Source organism: Vibrio sp. 1F253 (assembly GCF_041439295.1).
Lineage (GTDB): Bacteria > Pseudomonadota > Gammaproteobacteria > Enterobacterales > Vibrionaceae > Vibrio > Vibrio tasmaniensis_A.
Genome location: NZ_JBGONU010000071.1, coordinates 1 through 17,293 on the forward strand (window position 1 = coordinate 1; position 17,293 = coordinate 17,293).

Below are 17,293 nucleotides of genomic sequence, written 5' to 3' on the forward strand. Positions count from 1 at the left end.
TTTGAAAAGCGAAATGTCGCTTAGCTAAGTGTCCAGTCTGACTGGAGCAGATCAAAAAGAAAAAAAGCTCTACAGGATAGAGCGTAGAGCTTTTTTATAGGGGTCTTGATAGTGCTAGGTATTCATTGAGTTACGAGGTCGCGTTTGTGTCTAACCCACCCTGGGTTTGCGCCTGTCTTAGAGCTTCCTGCCTTTGAACTTCTTTCTCAGTTAATACTGGTCGAAGCGTTTCCTCAGAGGCTTGAGGAGAGAAAATGAAATATTTATTAATCGTCATAACTGTGTCTCCGTGTAACGTATGACAGATTCTGCATTAAGGATAAATTGTGATCATCATCCACTTTGTACTTTTGTTAGGCTGAGAGCGGAGGGCGTAGAATGCGTACAAAGCGATCGCTTATCATCCGTATGCAATGTTGAACTGACGAAACCCTCTGTTTTCAAGTATAGGAAGCGCATCTAATTTCGCACAATAATGATTTAGAGCAATTACATACATGGTCAGGGGCGTAAGATGAAAACCCTCGTTACTGACTCTGTGCTCGTATTTATTTAACGATGTATCACTTATCGACATAATAATTAAGTCAGTAAATCAATTACTTAATCCATGGTGAGATGAATTATGGAAAAGCTTGTAGAACGTTTTCTGAATTACGTTACTTTTGATACCAAATCCGATCCTTCTAATCAGCAATGCCCAAGTTCACCGGGTCAAATTACCTTTGCTGAAGCCTTAAAGTTAGAATTGATGGCATTAGACTTAGTTGATGTGTCTTTAGATGACAATGGATACTTGATGGCGAAACTGCCGTCGAATGTCGATTATCCAGTGCCTGCGATTGGCTTTGTGGCGCACATGGATACCGCTCCTGACGCATCAGGAGCCAACGTGAAACCACAAGTGATTAAAGATTACCGAGGTGGAACGATTGAATTAGGGGAAAGTGGCGAGAGTTTGAACCCAAGCCAATACCCAGACCTTGATTCTTTACATGGTCACGACCTTATTACGACTGACGGCACAACTCTACTTGGTGCCGACAACAAAGCGGGCATCGCTGAAATCATCAGTGCAATTGCTTACCTGAAAGCGAATCCAGACATCAAGCACGGCGACATCTGTATTGGTTTCACACCGGATGAAGAGATTGGTCGCGGTGCGAACCTGTTTGACGTTGAAAAATTTGGCGCTGAGTGGGCGTACACCATCGATGGTGGCCCAGTAGGGGAGTTGGAATTTGAGAACTTCAATGCCACGAGCGCCGATGTTATCTGTCATGGCGTGAACGTTCACCCGGGCACCGCAAAAGGTAAAATGGTGAACTCGATGAACATTGCAGCGCAATTCCAATTGATGATGCCTGCGCAAGAAACACCTGAGTGCACAGAAGGTTATGAAGGCTTCTACCACCTGAAATCGGCGGAAGTGGGTGTGGCTCGCTCTGAACTGGGATACATCATCCGTGATTTTGAACGTGAGGGTGTAGAAGCGCGTAAGGTATTCATGCAGCAGAAAGTGGACGAGCTGAATGAGCGTCTTGAGAAAGGCCGTGTTGAGCTGGTGCTAACCGATAGCTACTTCAACATGAAAGAGATGGTTGAACCGCATCAACATATTATCGAATTGGCGAAGCAAGCGATGATTAAGTGCGATGTTGAGCCAATGATCAAGCCTATCCGAGGTGGTACAGACGGTGCTCGCTTATCTTTCATGGGGCTACCGTGTCCGAATATCTTTACTGGTGGCTACAACTTCCACGGTATTCACGAGTTCATTACCATTCAAGGCATGGAACAAGCGGTAGAAGTGATCGTGAAACTCTCTCAACGTACCGCTATTCACTATCAAAAATAGCCGCCTAAAACGCGATATATCTTTGTATTTTTGAGAGTATTCATTAATACTCTCTTTAAGCATAAGGAGTACGCGATGAAAAAGTTAGTTTTACTTTGCACCCACTTAGCCGTGGGTGCTTTTGGTTTTGGGCTTGGTGTCTACGCACTACCTATCTTGATTGAGCCTGATTCTCCTTCCTCAAGTTCTGTTGAAGCGATCAGTCAGCAGGCGATCTATACAGGTGAGTTCACCAAAGACCGACAAGACAGTGACTTTTTGCATTGGGGAGAGGGCATCGTCTCTGTCTCTGAAAGTGCGATAGCTTTTGAAGGTGAATTGGCGCCGGGGCCGGATTATAAGGTTTACCTATCACCTAAGTTTATTGAAACCGAACAGGCATTCAATGACAGCAAGAGTGAGTTACTGAGAGTCGGAGATGTAAAAACATTCGACCGATTTATGGTTAACCTCCCAGAAGGTACTGATCTTAATCGATTTAATACCGTTGTGATTTGGTGTGAAACTTTTGGCCAATTTATTACTTCTGCCAAGATAAAATGATAGCCTTAGCTAGGCTAATACCAGAATGAAAACGAGCGCTCAGGAGTTGAGCGCTTTTTCATAGAAAGGATATTAGCGGCTTTCTTGTAAAGCTAACCGTTGTAAAGCTAACTGTTGTAATGCTAAGGATTAAGTAATGGAAAAAGTGTGGCAAGTAATTGATTTTCTACTCGCTCATAAGTTTATTTTTAGTGCGTTGATTATCACTATTATTTTAATCATTCGCCGAATCACCTTATCTCAAATAAGAGGTGATGTTGCTTTCCTTAGTGAAGACCAACGTAACTGGATGTCACGAACCAAAAACGGCACATTCGCGATTATTGTTGTAACGTTATTTGTGTTGTGGAAATCCGAAATCAGCGAATTTGCGCTGTCTGTTACCGCTATTGCGGTTGCGATAGTCGTGGCTTCAAAAGAGATCATTCTCTGTTTTACTGGCTCTATTCAGCGTGCGAGTTCTCGCTCATTTCGAATTGGTGATTGGATTGAAGTGGGCAAAATCAGCGGTGAGGTGATTGAGCACAACTTGATGGCGACTGTGATTCAAGAAATCGATTTGTATCATGGGCAATATCACTTCACTGGCAAGACTGCCACGCTGCCTAATAGCATGTTCTTCACTTATCCGGTAAAGAACCTCAACTTCATGAAGCGCTATGTTTATCATAACTTTTTTGTGACGGTGAAAGACTTTGTAAACCTATACCCTATGGTGCCGGGTCTTATCGTGAAAATTGAAGAGCATTGTGAAGAGTTTATCGATGTTGCCCGTCGTTACAATGGTGTGATTGAGAAGCACGCTGGCGTTGACCTTCCTGGCTCTGAACCGCACATTCATATCACGAGCAGCTCAACGGGTGAGCAAGAAGTCCACTTTATGATCTTCTGCCCGACAGAGAAAGCGATTCACCTTGAACAGGATATCCGTAAAGATTTCATGGAAGCTTACGCGTTGGCATTTCCCTCAAGTGACTAATACGATGCTGGAAGCTAACAAGTCCGAATAAAAAGAAAGCCGAGAGCGATAATATCGACTCTCGGCTTTTTTGTATTTGAGATCTAGACTTAGACTTTGAGACCTAGCGTTAGAGATTAATCTAGGTCAGCGAGTGGCAACCAGTCTACTTCTACACCAGCTTGCTCAAACATATCTTGGCTTATCTTGATCTTATCTCCCCAGCGAGAAAGGAAATCTTCACTTTGCTCTGGGCAATGTACCGCTGAAATTCCCGTTTGGATGATTTTTGCTGCACAGTTCGGACAAGGGAAGTGAGTGACCCAAACTTCACAACTGTCTAAATCACGTTTAGCAAACAAGATTGCATTTTCTTCAGCGTGAAGTGTCTTGAGGTATTTCATCTCGCGATCGTCAGTATCCGCACTATCAGACACGCCATGTGGGTAGCCATTAAAGCCAACTGAAACAATACGGTTGTGCTTAGTGATGACGGCGCCGACTTGAGTTGAAGGATCTTTACTCCAAGAACCGACCAATTCCGCCATTTGATAGAAACGTTTAGCCCATTTTGAAATCATGAGAATTCCTTAACAATTAAATGTGAATGCTTATCTGTCTGACAATACATGATGTTAGACAATATCCATAGAGAACAAAAGCTGAGAGGTTGATTTACTTAGAAATTGTAACGCGTTTGTAATTACTTTATAAGCACTTAGTTTCAATTAACATATTGATACACTTTGGTTCGTTATAATTGATATTCCTCGGACAATAGTAACGGGTGTGTTACGTAAATTTTATACTGTTCAAATACTAACAAGTGACGGTATAACCATGCGTAAAAAGTTGATCCTTACGGCTCTTGCAAGCTCTCTTATTCTTGCTGGATGTGGGCAAGATGCTCAAAAGGCCAAGCAAGCGCCTCTACCTCTCGTAGCTGTACAGGATGTTAGCGTTGTTTCTCACCAGCAAAGTAAGTCGTACATCGGTCGTATTGAAGCCGTTGAAGACACGGCTATTACAGCGCAGGTTTCTGGCTACCTACAAAGCCGTCATTTTAATGAAGGCCAAATGGTTGAAAAGGGTCAATTGCTTTACTCGATTGAACCCTCTTCGTTTGAAGCCGAAGTAGCAAGCGCAAAAGCGTCTGTTGCTCAAGCGAACGCGAACCTTAAAAAAGCTGAGCTTGATTTTAATCGTGGTAAAAACCTACTTCCAAAAGGCAGTATCTCTCAATCTGAATTCGATGCATTAACCGCAAACTTGTTAGGTTCTCAGGCACAGCTTGAAGCAAGTCAAGCACAGCTCAATGCAGCCAATGTTCAGCTTTCTCATACCAAAATTATTGCGCCTTTCTCTGGACGAATTAGTGACACCAAAGTGAGCACGGGTGATCTGGTTTCACCGTCTTCAGGTGTACTGACTACGTTGGTTAGCCTAGATCCAATCCATGCATCGTTCAGCATCAGTGAGCGTGAGCGTATTGAGCTGGGTATGGATCGCATCGAAGGCGACGGCAGCAGCGATTCTGCAGGTGTTGAAGTTCAGATCATGCTTGAGAATGGTGAAGCGTTCGAACATCTAGGTCAGCTTGATTTCTTGGGTAACCGTATCAACCTCAATACTGGTACGATCGCGATGCGCGCAATTGCTGATAACCCGAACCAGCAATTACTTCCAGGCCAACACGTTCGCGTTGATCTACGTGAAAAGCAATCTATTGATGTTGTGACTATTCCGCGTCGTGCGGTTCAAACCGACCTAGAAGGTGACTTTGTGATGGTATTGGTTGAAGGTGAAGCCGCACCAGTTGCTGAGCGCAGAAACATTGAGATGGGGCGACAAGTTGAAGGTGGTGTGATCGTTCATTCTGGTCTAGAGAAGAACGACGCAGTGATCACTCAAGGCCTACAGCGTGTACGTAATGGTATGTCTGTTCGTATTCAAGCTTCTGCTGAACAAGCTGAGTAAGGGGGCTATTTATGTTAAGTCGTTTCTTTATTCAAAGGCCTAAGTTTGCCCTTGTCATATCCATAATATTAACGCTGGCGGGTGCGATCTCTCTCGCTATCTTACCAGTGGCCGAATATCCAAAAATTAGCCCACCATCGGTCAGTGTGTCGGCATTCTACACGGGTGCCAGTGCTGAAGTGGTGGAACAGGCGATAGCCGACCCCATAGAGACATCGGTGAATGGCGTAGAAGATATGATCTACATGTCTTCTAAAAGTGCTAATGATGGTTCATACAACCTTAACGTGACTTTTGATGTCGGGACTGATGCTGATATGGCTCAGGTCAACGTTCAGAACCGCGTTGCTCAGATCGAATCGAAACTTCCACAAGAAGTAAGAATGGTGGGTGTAACGGTCAAGAAGCGTTCACCTGACCTATTGATGGTATTGAACTTCTACTCGCCGAACGGAGAGTACAACGACCAATTCCTTATCAATTACGTGAACTTGAACATTAAAGACCAATTGGCTCGTGTAAAGGGCATCAGTGAAGTTAACGTGTTGGGTGGTGGTGAATACGCGATGCGTGTTTGGTTAGATCCTGAAAAAATGGCTAACCTCAATATAACTACCTCTGACGTGAATCGCGCTTTGGCGGAGCAGAACGTTCAAGTCGCTGCAGGCCGTATTGGAGCTGCACCTTATAACAACGCGCAAGAAGTGCAATTCAACTTGGTAACAAAAGGCCGATTAGAAACGGCTGATGAGTTTGAAAATGTTGTGCTTCGTGCAAATCAAGACGGTTCAACGGTTTATTTAAAAGACGTTGCACGTGTTGAGCTAGGTAAAAAGTTCTACGATGGTAACGGTAAATACCGTGGTCAAGACGCTTCAATCGTAACGCTGTCACTTCAGTCAGACGCTAATGCGCTGGAAAGTGGTAAAGCAGTCATGGCGATGCTAGACAACCTAAGCAAAAATTTCCCTGAAGGCGTTGCTTACGAGGCGAGTTATGACACCACACTTTTTGTTGCTGAGTCGATTAAAGGCGTAGTTAAAACACTCATCGAAGCAATTTTGCTGGTTATCGCAGTAACGTACTTGTTCTTGGGCAGTGCCCGTGCAACCTTGATTCCGGTGGTTGCGATTCCGGTATCTTTGATTGGTACTTTTGCGGTCATGCAGATGACCGGCTTTACCATCAACACAGTAACCCTGTTTGGTTTGATTTTGGCGATAGGTATCGTAGTAGATGATGCGATCTTGGTTATCGAGAACGTAGATACCACGATGGCCAAAGATCCTACCATTTCACCGCGAAAAGCAACGCTTATCGCAATGAAAGAAGTTACGGGGCCAATTGTTACCTCAACCTTGGTTCTGTTAGCGGTATTCATCCCAGTAGCGATGCTGCCAGGTATTACAGGCATTATGTATCGTCAGTTCGCTCTGACCATCTGTATTGCGGTTGTGATCTCTTCTATTAACGCTCTAACGCTGTCACCAGCATTGTGTTCATTGGTTCTTAAGCAGGGCGGTGGTAACACAGCACGTTGGTACCAAGCGTTTAACCGTGGTCTTGAATCTGTAACCAACAAATACGGTCAAATTGCAGGCTTCCTTGTGAAAAAGGGTGTTTTGCTGTTTACCTTCTTTGTTGTGGCACTAGCAGCGGTAACTTACTTCGCGAAAACCACGTCTACGGCTTTCGTACCTCAAGAAGATAAAGGCATCTTGCTGGTTAACGTGCAGCTTCCTGACGCGGCATCGCTGTCTCGTACAGAAGATGTGACAGAGCAGTTACTAGAGATGGTTGAGCAAGAGCCGGGCGTTGATGGTGTGACACTGGTTAACGGCTATGCATTCATGACGGGCGCTTCAGCTTCGAATGGTGCGTCGATGTTCATCAAGCTCCACGATTGGGACATGCGTAACGCACTGGACGGTCAACATTCAGCGCAAGCTATCTCACAACGTATTAACGGCCGAGCGGCAACAGAACTGCCTCAGGCGATTGTATTTGCAATGGGACCTCCAGCGGTTCCGGGCATGGGTGCTGCGTCTGGTTTTGAGTTTGTTCTCGAAGATACATTAGGTCGTAGCCGCACTGATCTGGCGATGGTAATGAATGACGTGATTGCTGAGGCAAACAAACAGCCTGAGATTTCACATACCTTCAGTACCTTCCGCGCCAATGTACCTCACTACTATGTCGATATTGATCGTGAGAAAGCGCAACAGCTAGGTATTCCCCTATCGGAAATATTCCAAACGCTACAAGGCAATCTTGGGTCAATGTACGTGAATGACTTCACCATGTTTGGTAAGAATTTCCGTGTCACCATGCAAGCAGACAGTGAACACCGTAGCAGCATGGATGACCTACAACGATTCCACGTACGTTCGTCTAATGGCGAGATGATCCCGTTAAGCACATTAGTGACTTACGATCAGATCTTTGAACCAGACGTAGCATGGCGTTACAACATGTACCGCAGTGCCGTTATTCAAGGCCAACCAGCACCGGGTTACTCAAGCGGTGATGCGATTGCTGCAATGGAACGTGTTGCGGCTGATGTACTGCCGCAGGGTTATCAGTACGAATGGACAGGCATGGCTTACCAAGAAGTACTAGCAGGTAACCAAGCGATCTTTGCTTTTGCACTTGCTTTGATCTTCATCTACCTGTTTATGGTGGCTCAGTACGAGAGTTGGACAATCCCTATAGCGATTATCTTAGTGGTACCAGTTGCAACCTTAGGTTCCTTCTTAGCGTTGAACCTGACTGGTACACCGTTGAACCTCTATGCACAAATTGGTTTGGTTCTCTTGATAGCCTTGGCCGCGAAGAACGCAATTTTGATTGTGGAGTTTGCTAAGGTGGAGCGTGAAGACAAAGACGCATCAATCGAAGATGCAGCAGTGAAGGGCGGTACGCTACGTTTTCGTGCTGTGAACATGACGTCTTGGTCATTCATTTTAGGTATATTCCCGCTTATCTTTGCTGCGGGTGCTGGTCACGTGAGCCAGAACTCTCTGGGTATTTCTCTGATTGGTGGTCTGCTATGTGTGTTGTTAGCGGGTACGTTCCTAATCCCTGGCTTCTATGCATTCGTGCAACGTAAGCGTGAGAAGGCACACGGTGGCAATACCAAGTTGATTCCACTGGACGATGAATAGGGAAGTTAGTGTCTTGTAGGATGAGCCCTTTACAAGGTTTCTCCTTGGTAATTAATTTCTTGTAAAAACGAAGGCTTAGCATTGTGCTAAGCCTTTTTTATTCCACTTGTGAATAAAGAATCTGTTTATATAATTAAATGTTTATTATAAGGTAGAGTTAATACTCCAATTAAAGCTCTCCAATAAAATGGTGTTTTATTTTTAGGTTGTTGTTTTTGTTGGATATATAAGTGTTCGGCTAACACTTGTATGCTCGAAAGTATTTGCACAATAGTGTGAAGTGTTTCAAAATTACCAAGTTATATTGAAATATTTTGTGCATTGAGGTTCTTATGAAAGTCATTGATTTATTTAAACACCGAGGCGACAGCGTGTCTTCGCAACACTCAGAGTTTATGCAATGGATGTCTCCAGCTCTTAGAGATTACTGGGGAGACTTTCTGAATCGCACGCAAAATAGTCATTTCTTTGCGTGGGTTCGTGATCACCACAAACCTGCTGTCAATGAAGATGCGCCAGAGATGCCTGTCGAACCACAGATAGTACTTAAGCCAGAAGCACAGCTTGTATTTGATGAGCTTGAACAGCAGATCGGTGAAGTGATCCATACTGGTGATTGGATCAATGTAAGCCAAGACAGAATCAACCAGTTTGGCCTCGTTACTGAAGACATGCAGTGGATTCATACAGAGCCTTCTAAGGCTGAAACAGATTCTCCGTTCAAAACAACCATTGCACATGGTTTTCTGACTTTGTCTCTGCTTCCTCGACTGACAGACAGTGTTGATCCTGACAAATCTCAATTCCCAACGGCGAAGATGGTTGTAAACATTGGCCTTAACCAAGTACGTTTCCCATACCCTGTAAAATCGGGCAGTAACGTTCGCGCTAAAAGTACGCTAACAAAAGTAACGCCAATTAAGAAAGGCCTAGAGATTGAACGCGAAATTCGCGTAGAAATCGAAGGTATCCGTCGTCCTGGTGCTGTGATTGTTTCGGTGATTCAACTTCACTTCTAGAGCTTTTTTATAAGTAGAATTGCTTTTAGCGAAGATTATAGATTCAAAAAAAGAGAGAGCTTAAGGCTCTCTCTTTTTGTTTTTGTCTATCAAGGCGATATCATCAGCATCCAAACAACATCACAAAAGTCGTTATCTTACTTGATACGCGTGTAGTTACTTAATGTGTTTGTAGCTACTTAATGCGTTTATAGTTACTTGATGCGCGTGTAGCCGTACTCTTCGATAAGATCTTGCCCTTGTTTTGACTTCACGAACTTAATGAAATCTTTGCTCTCGTCAGAAACTGATTCAGTTTTGTGCAGCAATAAGAATGGGCGAGCCAATTCATAACTGTGGTTGGCGATGTTCTTAGATGTCGGCTCAACGCCTTCAAATGTGATTGCTTTGATCGAACGGTCGATAGAGCCAACAGAGATGAATCCAATCGCATGTGGGTTATGGTTAACAATCGTTTTTACCATGCTGTTGCTGTTTACAACCAAGTTATTTGGGTTGATGTCAGACACTAGACGGTCGTTAATGATTTTTGTCAAACCAAGTAAGCTCTCGAAGCTGTAACGTGAACCAGAAGAAGCTTCACGAGTTACAACTGCGATAGGTTGATCCGCACCACCTATGGCTTTCCAGTTTGTGATTTTTCCTTTGTAGATATCGAATAGCTGTTCACGTGTAACGTTGCTTACACCGTTTGAACGGTTAGTCACGACGGCTAGGCCGTCAAAGGCAATTGGAAATACCTTCAATTTTTCGCCCTGTTCGCGGTCAGTTAAGTAACGTGAGCTCATACCAATATCAGCGACACCTTTATTGACCATGGTAATACCCGCTGTAGAACCGATGCCCTGAACCGCAATATAGTTATCAGGGTGAGTCTTGTTGTACTCCTCAGCCAATACATCCATCACACGTGATACCGAAGTGGAGCCCGAAATATTGGTTTCTTGTGCAAAAGCAGCGTGAGAAGACAGGGCTAAGGATAAAAGAGAGGCAAGCGCGACTCGTAACATAAACAACTCCTAGTTAATAACATTTGCCGGCTATGATAGGTCGGTTATATGACAATTTTGTGAAATTCTATCCGCTCAATGTGTCGCTATTAGCTTGATGAGTGAAAGCGAGTTAGGTTTACAAAAGCAGGATTCGTTTCTGGGAGCAGGACGGGTATTTTGTTTGCGCTTGTTCGCTAAAATGTTGGTTGAGTCCTAAGCTAAGTAGAGGAATTCACTACTTAGAAGTTTCTATAGAGTTTCTATGGAGTTTCTATGAAATTACAAGAGGTGTTATGTCCGTCATTCATATCGAACTGAATCGTCTTTTAATTGGAGCTGAGAAGCTCTGTACATCTCGAAATCGCAGTTTACCTGTCGAGCTAGGCAAATCCCTTTATGAAGAGTGTGAGGGTGGTGTGCTGTTTTCTCAGGCTCATTATCTGCTCGACTCATCTCATAGCGATTACACAAATGAGATCGCCTGCGTTAGTTTTGATGAGTCACTGTCATGTTGGTTGGTAATGGTGCCGCTAGAAGGTGATGTAAAAACCGATTCAGTAAATTGGGGGCCTTATCCTTACTTACCTCAATCGAAGGATCTTGATGCTATTTTGTCTGAAATAGAAAAAGACCCTAAATCGTACTTCTGGTCGTGATTATTCTGTTGAGATGTTTGCGAGGGGCTTGATACCTAAAACGAACAACTTTTTTTAACTCACCACATTACAACCTATCTGAGTCACTAAAAACAGTCTACGTTAATAAAGCTTATCTGCGTCAGTAAAACGATCTATGTTACTAAAACTATCCGCATCACTATAAATGATGGATGTCACTTCAAATTATGCCAATAAGATTGCGTAGTTATACCAATCACAGTGAGTAAGTGATCAGTGATTTACTACGATTGGTATTAATAAGATTGTGAAACCAAAGACCGGAAATCTTTTGGTGTTTTGCCGTGATAGGTTTTAAAGGCGGTACTAAAATGCGCCGCACTTTTAAATCCGGATTCATAAGCAATTTGAGTAATCGATTTGTTCGATGTTCTGAGCTGTGTGGCTGCGTGGGCGATTCGCTTTATCTTCAAGAGGTTTGAAAACGAAAGGTCTTCCGCCGATAAACGGCGTTTAAGTGTGGCTGGTGACATCCCCATATAGCTGGCTAGGGTATCGAGTGAGATATTATTTTCTATATTCTGTTCAATGTAATGAATGACCTTTTGTGTCACCGTCAATCTAGAAATTCGGCTAATAATCGTTAATAGTTCCGGATACTGCTCAACCATTAAAGACAGCAAACCTAAGCCTAGCTGGGTGAGTGCGTAATCATTCTGAGTCGATGAATTGGTCAGGGACATGATGAGCTCTTTCAATTGGCAGATTTCGGTATCCGTTTGATTGAACTTAATGTACTTATCTGGAGTTTGAGTGGACTCTAAATCACTGAACTGATTTATGAACTTTTGGAAAATTGCCAAATCAAAATCTAAGCAAATCGCACTAAACTCACCATTTTCAGTGTCGACCGTGATGTCTTTAATCTGACCAGAATTGTAAAGCGTGAAATCTCCCGCTTTTAACGAGGCTTGGGTGCCATTGGGCAGCATAAAAGATATGCTTCCTTTCGATACCATAAAGATACCGTTTTTAGAGGCGGGGTAGCGTTCGCGTTTCCTGGGAATAAAGTTTCTGAATTGAGTGACCGTGATTGATGGCATAGTGAACTTCTTTGGCGTTGTAGATTAATTGCTTTTTTAAGTATTGTTTAAGCATGAGACATTTACAAAAAAGGCGCTAATAATTAGCGCCTTTAGAAGTAAACCTATTAGAAATTAGGCTTCGGTTTCATTTGTTGTTTCAGGCTCGCTAGGCAAGTCCGCAAAAACTTGTGTAGGTTTTGCTACCAAGTTACGGTTTTCCTGATTAACTTCTGAGAGAACTACTTCTAAAACGTCTCCCAGTTTGTATACCATTTCTTTATCGATAGATACAGTACCCATATCACCGTTGCACTCTATTCTCTCTTTATTATCAAGAATGAGAGAGCCAGGGATAAACGCCGCTGCACCATTGTCAAGTAGGCGTACACGCATACCTGCGCGGTTAATATCGAAAATCTCGGCTTGGAAACGAGTTTCTTCTGCTGGAGCATTCGCTAGAGTGCGAGCATACAGCCAATCACCTACATTACGCTCAGCCATACCGTGGTGACGGCGGTGCAGGGCAAGTTCATCACCAATGGTTTCGTCTGGTGTTTGAATCGGCGCTTTACCTAATATGTGTGCTTTAAGCATACGGTGGTTAATCATGTCACCGTATTTACGAATTGGAGAAGTCCAAGTTGCGTAAATGTCTAATCCCATTGCGTAGTGCGGCGCAGGTTCATTGCTGATCTCGCTGTATGCTTGGAATTTACGAATACGGTTGTCGTAGTTGCTGTTGTCTAAAGAACCTAACCAACGACGCAGAGTAGCAAAACCTTCCAGAGAAACGATCTGCTCTTCTGTAAACGGCGTTTCTGCTTCTGGGTTAACTAGCTCCAGAACGTCTGTTAATTTCTCAGCTTTAAAACCAGAGTGACAGTTAAAGACACCTTGGTTAAAGCTCTCTTTTAATACTCGACCCGCACAGATGTTCGCGCTGATCATAGATTCTTCAACCAACTTGTTCGCACTGCGACGCATGTCCGCGTGGATAGCAACAACATCGTTATCTTCGCTAAGCTCAAAGCGGTAGTCAGGGCGGTCTGGGAACACAACCGCATTGGCAGAACGCCACGCTGAACGTGCTTGAGCAAATTGGTGAAGGTCAGAAACAATTGCAGCGATCTCTTCTGACGGTTGCCATTTCTCTGATGCACCTGTTTCTAGCCAGTCTGATACGTGGTCGTAAGCAAGACGAGCGTGAGATTTGATGTTTGCAGCGAAGAAGTTAATGTCATCACCGATAACACCATCTTTAGATACCGTTACTGTGCAGCAAAGTGCCGGGCGAACTTCGTTCTCTATGAGTGAACATAAGTTGTCAGCTAGATCGCGAGGCAACATTGGGATGTTACGACCAGGCAGGTAAATAGTGAAACCACGCTCGCGAGCCACTTTATCCATTTCATCATCTGGAGAGATGTAAGCGGTAGGATCAGCAATTGCGATAGTCAGTTCGAAATCACCGTTCTCTTTCTTCTTAGCGTAAAGCGCATCGTCCATATCTTTTGTGCTTTCGCCATCGATAGTCACAAAAGGGACGTGAGTCATGTCTACACGTTCAAGATCAGCGTCGTCTTTGATCTGCCAGTCGTCGATGCCTTCAGGTTCGCTGTTTGGTAGGTCATTTTGCGCTAGCGTTACCCACCAAGGCGCGATTTTGTCATCAGCGTCTGTGATTTTCTCAGAGATCTGAGCTAAGAAGCCGTTGTCACCTTTTAACGGGTGTTGAACGATATGAGCAACAACCCAGTCGCCTTCTTTAAGCGTTTCAGGGTTCAAACCCTTCTGTGCTTTCGCTTTAAGCTGCAGTTTTTTCAGTTGCGGGTGATCTGGAACAACGTTCAATCGACCTTTGAAAAGCTTAACTCGTGCAATAAAGCGAGTAAGACCCTGTTCAATCAACTCCTCTGGCTCTGCAACTTCGCGCTCTTTCTCTGTGCGAATGATGGCAATCACCTTGTCACCGTGCACACATTTTTTCATGTACGGCGGTGGGATGAAGAAGCTAGTTTTGCTATCGACTTCGAGAAAACCAAACCCTTTTTCAGTGGCTTTGATCGTACCTTCCTTTTTAGGGAGGGTTTCTTGGATTTGCTGTTTGAGTTGAGCGAGTAGAGGATTATCTTGAAACATTTGACTTTTATCTATCGAGGACAATTGAGCACACTATAATCATTGCGAGGCTTGATTACTACTTAAAGGCGAAGTGAGCGTAAATTAATTGCCCTCTTATTTAACTAGGTCAATTTGCTAGAAGTTTGGTGCTGTGACGAGATATTCATCAAGTTTTGACGATATGATAGCCAGTGTTGATGTAAAACCGAAAAATATGTGATGTATTTCAATTTTTTCTGGCTTTTTTTATGCATTTAAGGAATAATCCGCCTCCCTTAGACGTCCCTAATGGCTTGAAGTGTTTTATTACTGCTTCGTAACTCTGAATGGAATCAGTATCTGATTGGATCAGTATTGGAATTGATAGAGCTCCCGGGACCTTTTGTTTACTTATATATAGTGGGATCCCAATGTCCGAATCTGTAATTCAATTTAATGAATTAGCCCTAAACGAAAACATTCTTTCAGCTCTTGATAGCATGGGTTTCGTTTCTCCGACTCCAATCCAAGCAGCAGCTATTCCTCTTCTTCTTGAAGGCCGTGACGCACTAGGTAAAGCACAGACTGGTACTGGTAAAACAGCAGCATTCTCTCTGCCTTTACTTAACAAAATCAACCTGAACCAACATAAACCACAAGCAATCATCATGGCTCCTACTCGTGAGCTAGCGATTCAAGTTGCTGCGGAAATCAAAAACCTAGGCCGTGATATCAAAGGTCTTAAAGTTCTTGAAATCTACGGCGGCGCTTCAATTGTTGACCAAATGCGCGCTCTAAGCCGCGGTGCTCACATTGTTGTTGGTACTCCAGGTCGTGTTAAAGACTTACTAACTCGTGACCGTCTACACCTAGATGAAGCGCACACATTTGTTCTTGATGAAGCAGATGAAATGCTAAAAATGGGTTTCGTAGATGACGTTACTTGGATCCTAGAGCAAGCTCCAGAATCTGCACAACGTGTACTTTTCTCTGCGACTATGCCTCCAATGGTTAAAACTATTGTTGACCGTTACCTACGTAACCCGGCTAAAGTTGATGTTGCTGGTACTAACCACACAGTTGACAAAGTAGCGCAGAACTACTGGGTTGTTAAAGGCGTAGAAAAAGACGAAGCAATGTCTCGTCTTCTTGAAACTGAAGAAACTGACGCGTCAATCGTATTCGTACGTACTCGTCAAGACACTGAGCGTCTAGCTGATTGGCTATCTGCACGTGGCTTCAAAGCTGCTGCACTGCACGGTGATATTCCTCAGTCTCTACGTGAGCGCACTGTTGATCACATCAAACAAGGTGTTATCGATATCCTAGTTGCAACTGACGTTGTAGCACGTGGTCTTGATGTTCCACGTATCACTCACGTATTCAACTACGACATCCCATTTGATGTTGAATCTTACATCCACCGTATTGGTCGTACTGGCCGTGCTGGACGTAAAGGTAAAGCGATCCTACTAGTTCGTACTAACCAAATTCGTATGCTTCGCACTATCGAGCGTGTAACTAAGTCTCAAATGGAAGAAATCCAACTTCCACAACGTGACGAAGTTGCTGCTGCACGTGTTGCTAAGCTTGGTGCTGAGCTTGAAACTGAGAAAGAGAGCAAAGCTCTAGAAAACTTCGCAGGTTTAATCTCTACACTACAAGAATCTCTAGAAGTTGATGCTGCTACTCTAGCTGCAATGCTTCTTAAGCGTCAGCAAGGTAAGAGCCCTCTATTCTACGTTGGCGAAGACCCAATGATCGCTGCTATTGAGCGTGATAAGAACCGTCGCAAAGAGCGTCGTGAAGATCGTGACAATGGCCGTGACGGTGGTGGTCGTAACTTCAATACTCAAGATTGGGATACATACCAACTACAAGTTGGCCGTGAGCAAGGCGTTCAGGTTAAAGACATCGTTGGCGCACTAGCAAACGAACTAGGCCTAACTAAAGGTTCTATCGGTGCTATCAAGCTAGACCAAGGTTCTACTTACGTTCAACTGCCAAAAGCAATGAACTCTGAAACTGCTGGTAAGCTAAGCAAACTTCGCATTCGTCAAAAAGAAGCTGGCGCTGTAGTTGTTGATTTCAATGACTTCCGTGAGCCTCGTCGTGGCGGCGGCGGTCGTGATGGCAACCGTGGCGGCGGTCGTGGCGGTCGTGATGGTGGCGGCTACCGTGGTAACCGTGAAGGCGGTAATCGCGAAGGTGGTAACCGTGAAGGTGGCAATGGCGGTCGTGGTGGCTACCGTGGCAACCGTGACGGCGCACGTGATGGTAACTCTGCTGGTGGTCGTGATGGCGAACGTCGCTTTGACCGTAACCGTGGTGGCGATCACCGTGGTAACCACCGTGGCGAACGTGGCCATGGCAACGCAGCAGGCAATGGCGGCAACCGCGGTCGTCGTCCAGAGCGCAACGAAGGTTAATCAACCTTTAGTTTAAGTGGAACTTACAAGCCAAGTGCTTATAGGTTAATAGCTTAAACAGTGAATTTAAAAGCCGAGCATAATGCTCGGCTTTTTTGTGCCTGCTATTTGAACTTAAGCTTTGGTTAGTTCTATATATTCGGCAGCTTACTTCAACTAAACGTCGTCCCTATATCTAATGTTAGCGCCTAAACTTAGCTGTATCGCGTTCTAAGTCTATATTGAAATAACGTGCTACAAGATACTAAAACAATGAGTGAAGGCTATCTAAGCGACGTTACAGTTCATTTATTCGTAGAGTTGTACTCGAATGCAATTAAAAGAAGATCGGATTTCGTCGTTCACTATTCCCAACTCTTGTGATCTTTTTGATGCAAACATTGAGCAATTGAGAAATCGAGCAAAAAGTAATCGGTAATGATAAGCAGACAAAAGGGAAGGGGCTAGGCGGATTACGTGCATTGGTTCGATTCACTCTAGTTAACTTAATCGAGTAGAAATTAGGGCGTGTTGATCTTTCGAGCTGGTTTTTGCAGCGAGTTGCTGGGTAT

At 44.1% G+C, this 17,293-nt stretch carries 13 protein-coding genes; 8 read left to right on the forward strand and 5 right to left on the reverse strand.

Features of this window, described 5'->3' with window-relative positions; all coding sequences use genetic code 11:
• Positions 1-130 precede the first annotated feature (130 nt).
• Positions 131-277 (reverse strand): hypothetical protein, encoded by a 147-nt coding sequence (locus ACED28_RS21430; RefSeq protein WP_012600995.1) that lies wholly within the window; start codon positions 275-277, stop codon positions 131-133.
• A 348-nt stretch (positions 278-625) separates the two neighbouring features.
• Here ACED28_RS21430 and pepT point away from each other — a divergent pair, with 348 nt between their 5' ends.
• The 3 genes from pepT to ACED28_RS21445 all read left to right on the forward strand — a co-directional run bounded on the left by pepT (position 626) and on the right by ACED28_RS21445 (position 3,380).
• On the forward strand, positions 626-1,858 hold the full coding sequence (gene pepT / locus ACED28_RS21435) for a peptidase T (protein WP_371710697.1): 1,233 nt from the start codon (positions 626-628) through the stop codon (positions 1,856-1,858).
• 75 nt (positions 1,859-1,933) lie between these two features.
• Complete coding sequence (locus tag ACED28_RS21440; protein ID WP_017098691.1) at positions 1,934-2,401, forward strand: DM13 domain-containing protein; 468 nt, start codon at positions 1,934-1,936, stop codon at positions 2,399-2,401.
• Positions 2,402-2,537: 136 nt separating this feature from the next.
• Complete coding sequence (locus ACED28_RS21445) at positions 2,538-3,380, forward strand: mechanosensitive ion channel family protein (RefSeq protein WP_012600992.1); 843 nt, start codon at positions 2,538-2,540, stop codon at positions 3,378-3,380.
• Between the two features lie 116 nt (positions 3,381-3,496).
• Here the strand turns inward: ACED28_RS21445 and ACED28_RS21450 are convergent, their stop codons facing one another.
• Positions 3,497-3,940, reverse strand: coding sequence for a dCMP deaminase family protein (locus ACED28_RS21450; RefSeq protein WP_004731749.1), 444 nt, complete (start codon positions 3,938-3,940; stop codon positions 3,497-3,499).
• Positions 3,941-4,199: 259 nt separating this feature from the next.
• Here ACED28_RS21450 and ACED28_RS21455 point away from each other — a divergent pair, with 259 nt between their 5' ends.
• The 3 genes from ACED28_RS21455 to ACED28_RS21465 all read left to right on the forward strand — a co-directional run bounded on the left by ACED28_RS21455 (position 4,200) and on the right by ACED28_RS21465 (position 9,519).
• Positions 4,200-5,336, forward strand: coding sequence for an efflux RND transporter periplasmic adaptor subunit (locus ACED28_RS21455; RefSeq protein ID WP_371710698.1), 1,137 nt, complete (start codon positions 4,200-4,202; stop codon positions 5,334-5,336).
• Positions 5,337-5,347: 11 nt separating this feature from the next.
• The gene (locus tag ACED28_RS21460) at positions 5,348-8,500 is read left to right on the forward strand and encodes an efflux RND transporter permease subunit (protein ID WP_371710699.1); all 3,153 of its coding nucleotides are present in this window, start codon (positions 5,348-5,350) and stop codon (positions 8,498-8,500) included.
• A 332-nt stretch (positions 8,501-8,832) separates the two neighbouring features.
• Positions 8,833-9,519, forward strand: coding sequence for a MaoC family dehydratase (locus ACED28_RS21465; RefSeq protein WP_009844790.1), 687 nt, complete (start codon positions 8,833-8,835; stop codon positions 9,517-9,519).
• Positions 9,520-9,713: 194 nt separating this feature from the next.
• Here the strand turns inward: ACED28_RS21465 and ACED28_RS21470 are convergent, their stop codons facing one another.
• Positions 9,714-10,529: a phosphate ABC transporter substrate-binding protein gene (locus ACED28_RS21470; RefSeq protein WP_009844791.1), complete on the reverse strand. Its 816-nt coding sequence runs from the start codon at positions 10,527-10,529 to the stop codon at positions 9,714-9,716.
• 275 nt (positions 10,530-10,804) lie between these two features.
• Here ACED28_RS21470 and ACED28_RS21475 point away from each other — a divergent pair, with 275 nt between their 5' ends.
• Positions 10,805-11,167 (forward strand): DUF3024 domain-containing protein, encoded by a 363-nt coding sequence (locus ACED28_RS21475; protein WP_009844792.1) that lies wholly within the window; start codon positions 10,805-10,807, stop codon positions 11,165-11,167.
• A gap of 257 nt (positions 11,168-11,424) precedes the next feature.
• On the opposite strand, the gene ACED28_RS21480 is transcribed toward ACED28_RS21475, so the two are convergent.
• Complete coding sequence (locus ACED28_RS21480) at positions 11,425-12,231, reverse strand: AraC family transcriptional regulator (RefSeq protein ID WP_135382979.1); 807 nt, start codon at positions 12,229-12,231, stop codon at positions 11,425-11,427.
• A gap of 114 nt (positions 12,232-12,345) precedes the next feature.
• Positions 12,346-14,352, reverse strand: coding sequence for an exoribonuclease II (rnb, locus tag ACED28_RS21485; protein ID WP_371710700.1), 2,007 nt, complete (start codon positions 14,350-14,352; stop codon positions 12,346-12,348).
• Positions 14,353-14,660: 308 nt separating this feature from the next.
• Here rnb and ACED28_RS21490 point away from each other — a divergent pair, with 308 nt between their 5' ends.
• Complete coding sequence (locus ACED28_RS21490; protein ID WP_032554996.1) at positions 14,661-16,742, forward strand: DEAD/DEAH box helicase; 2,082 nt, start codon at positions 14,661-14,663, stop codon at positions 16,740-16,742.
• Positions 16,743-17,293 lie beyond the last annotated feature (551 nt).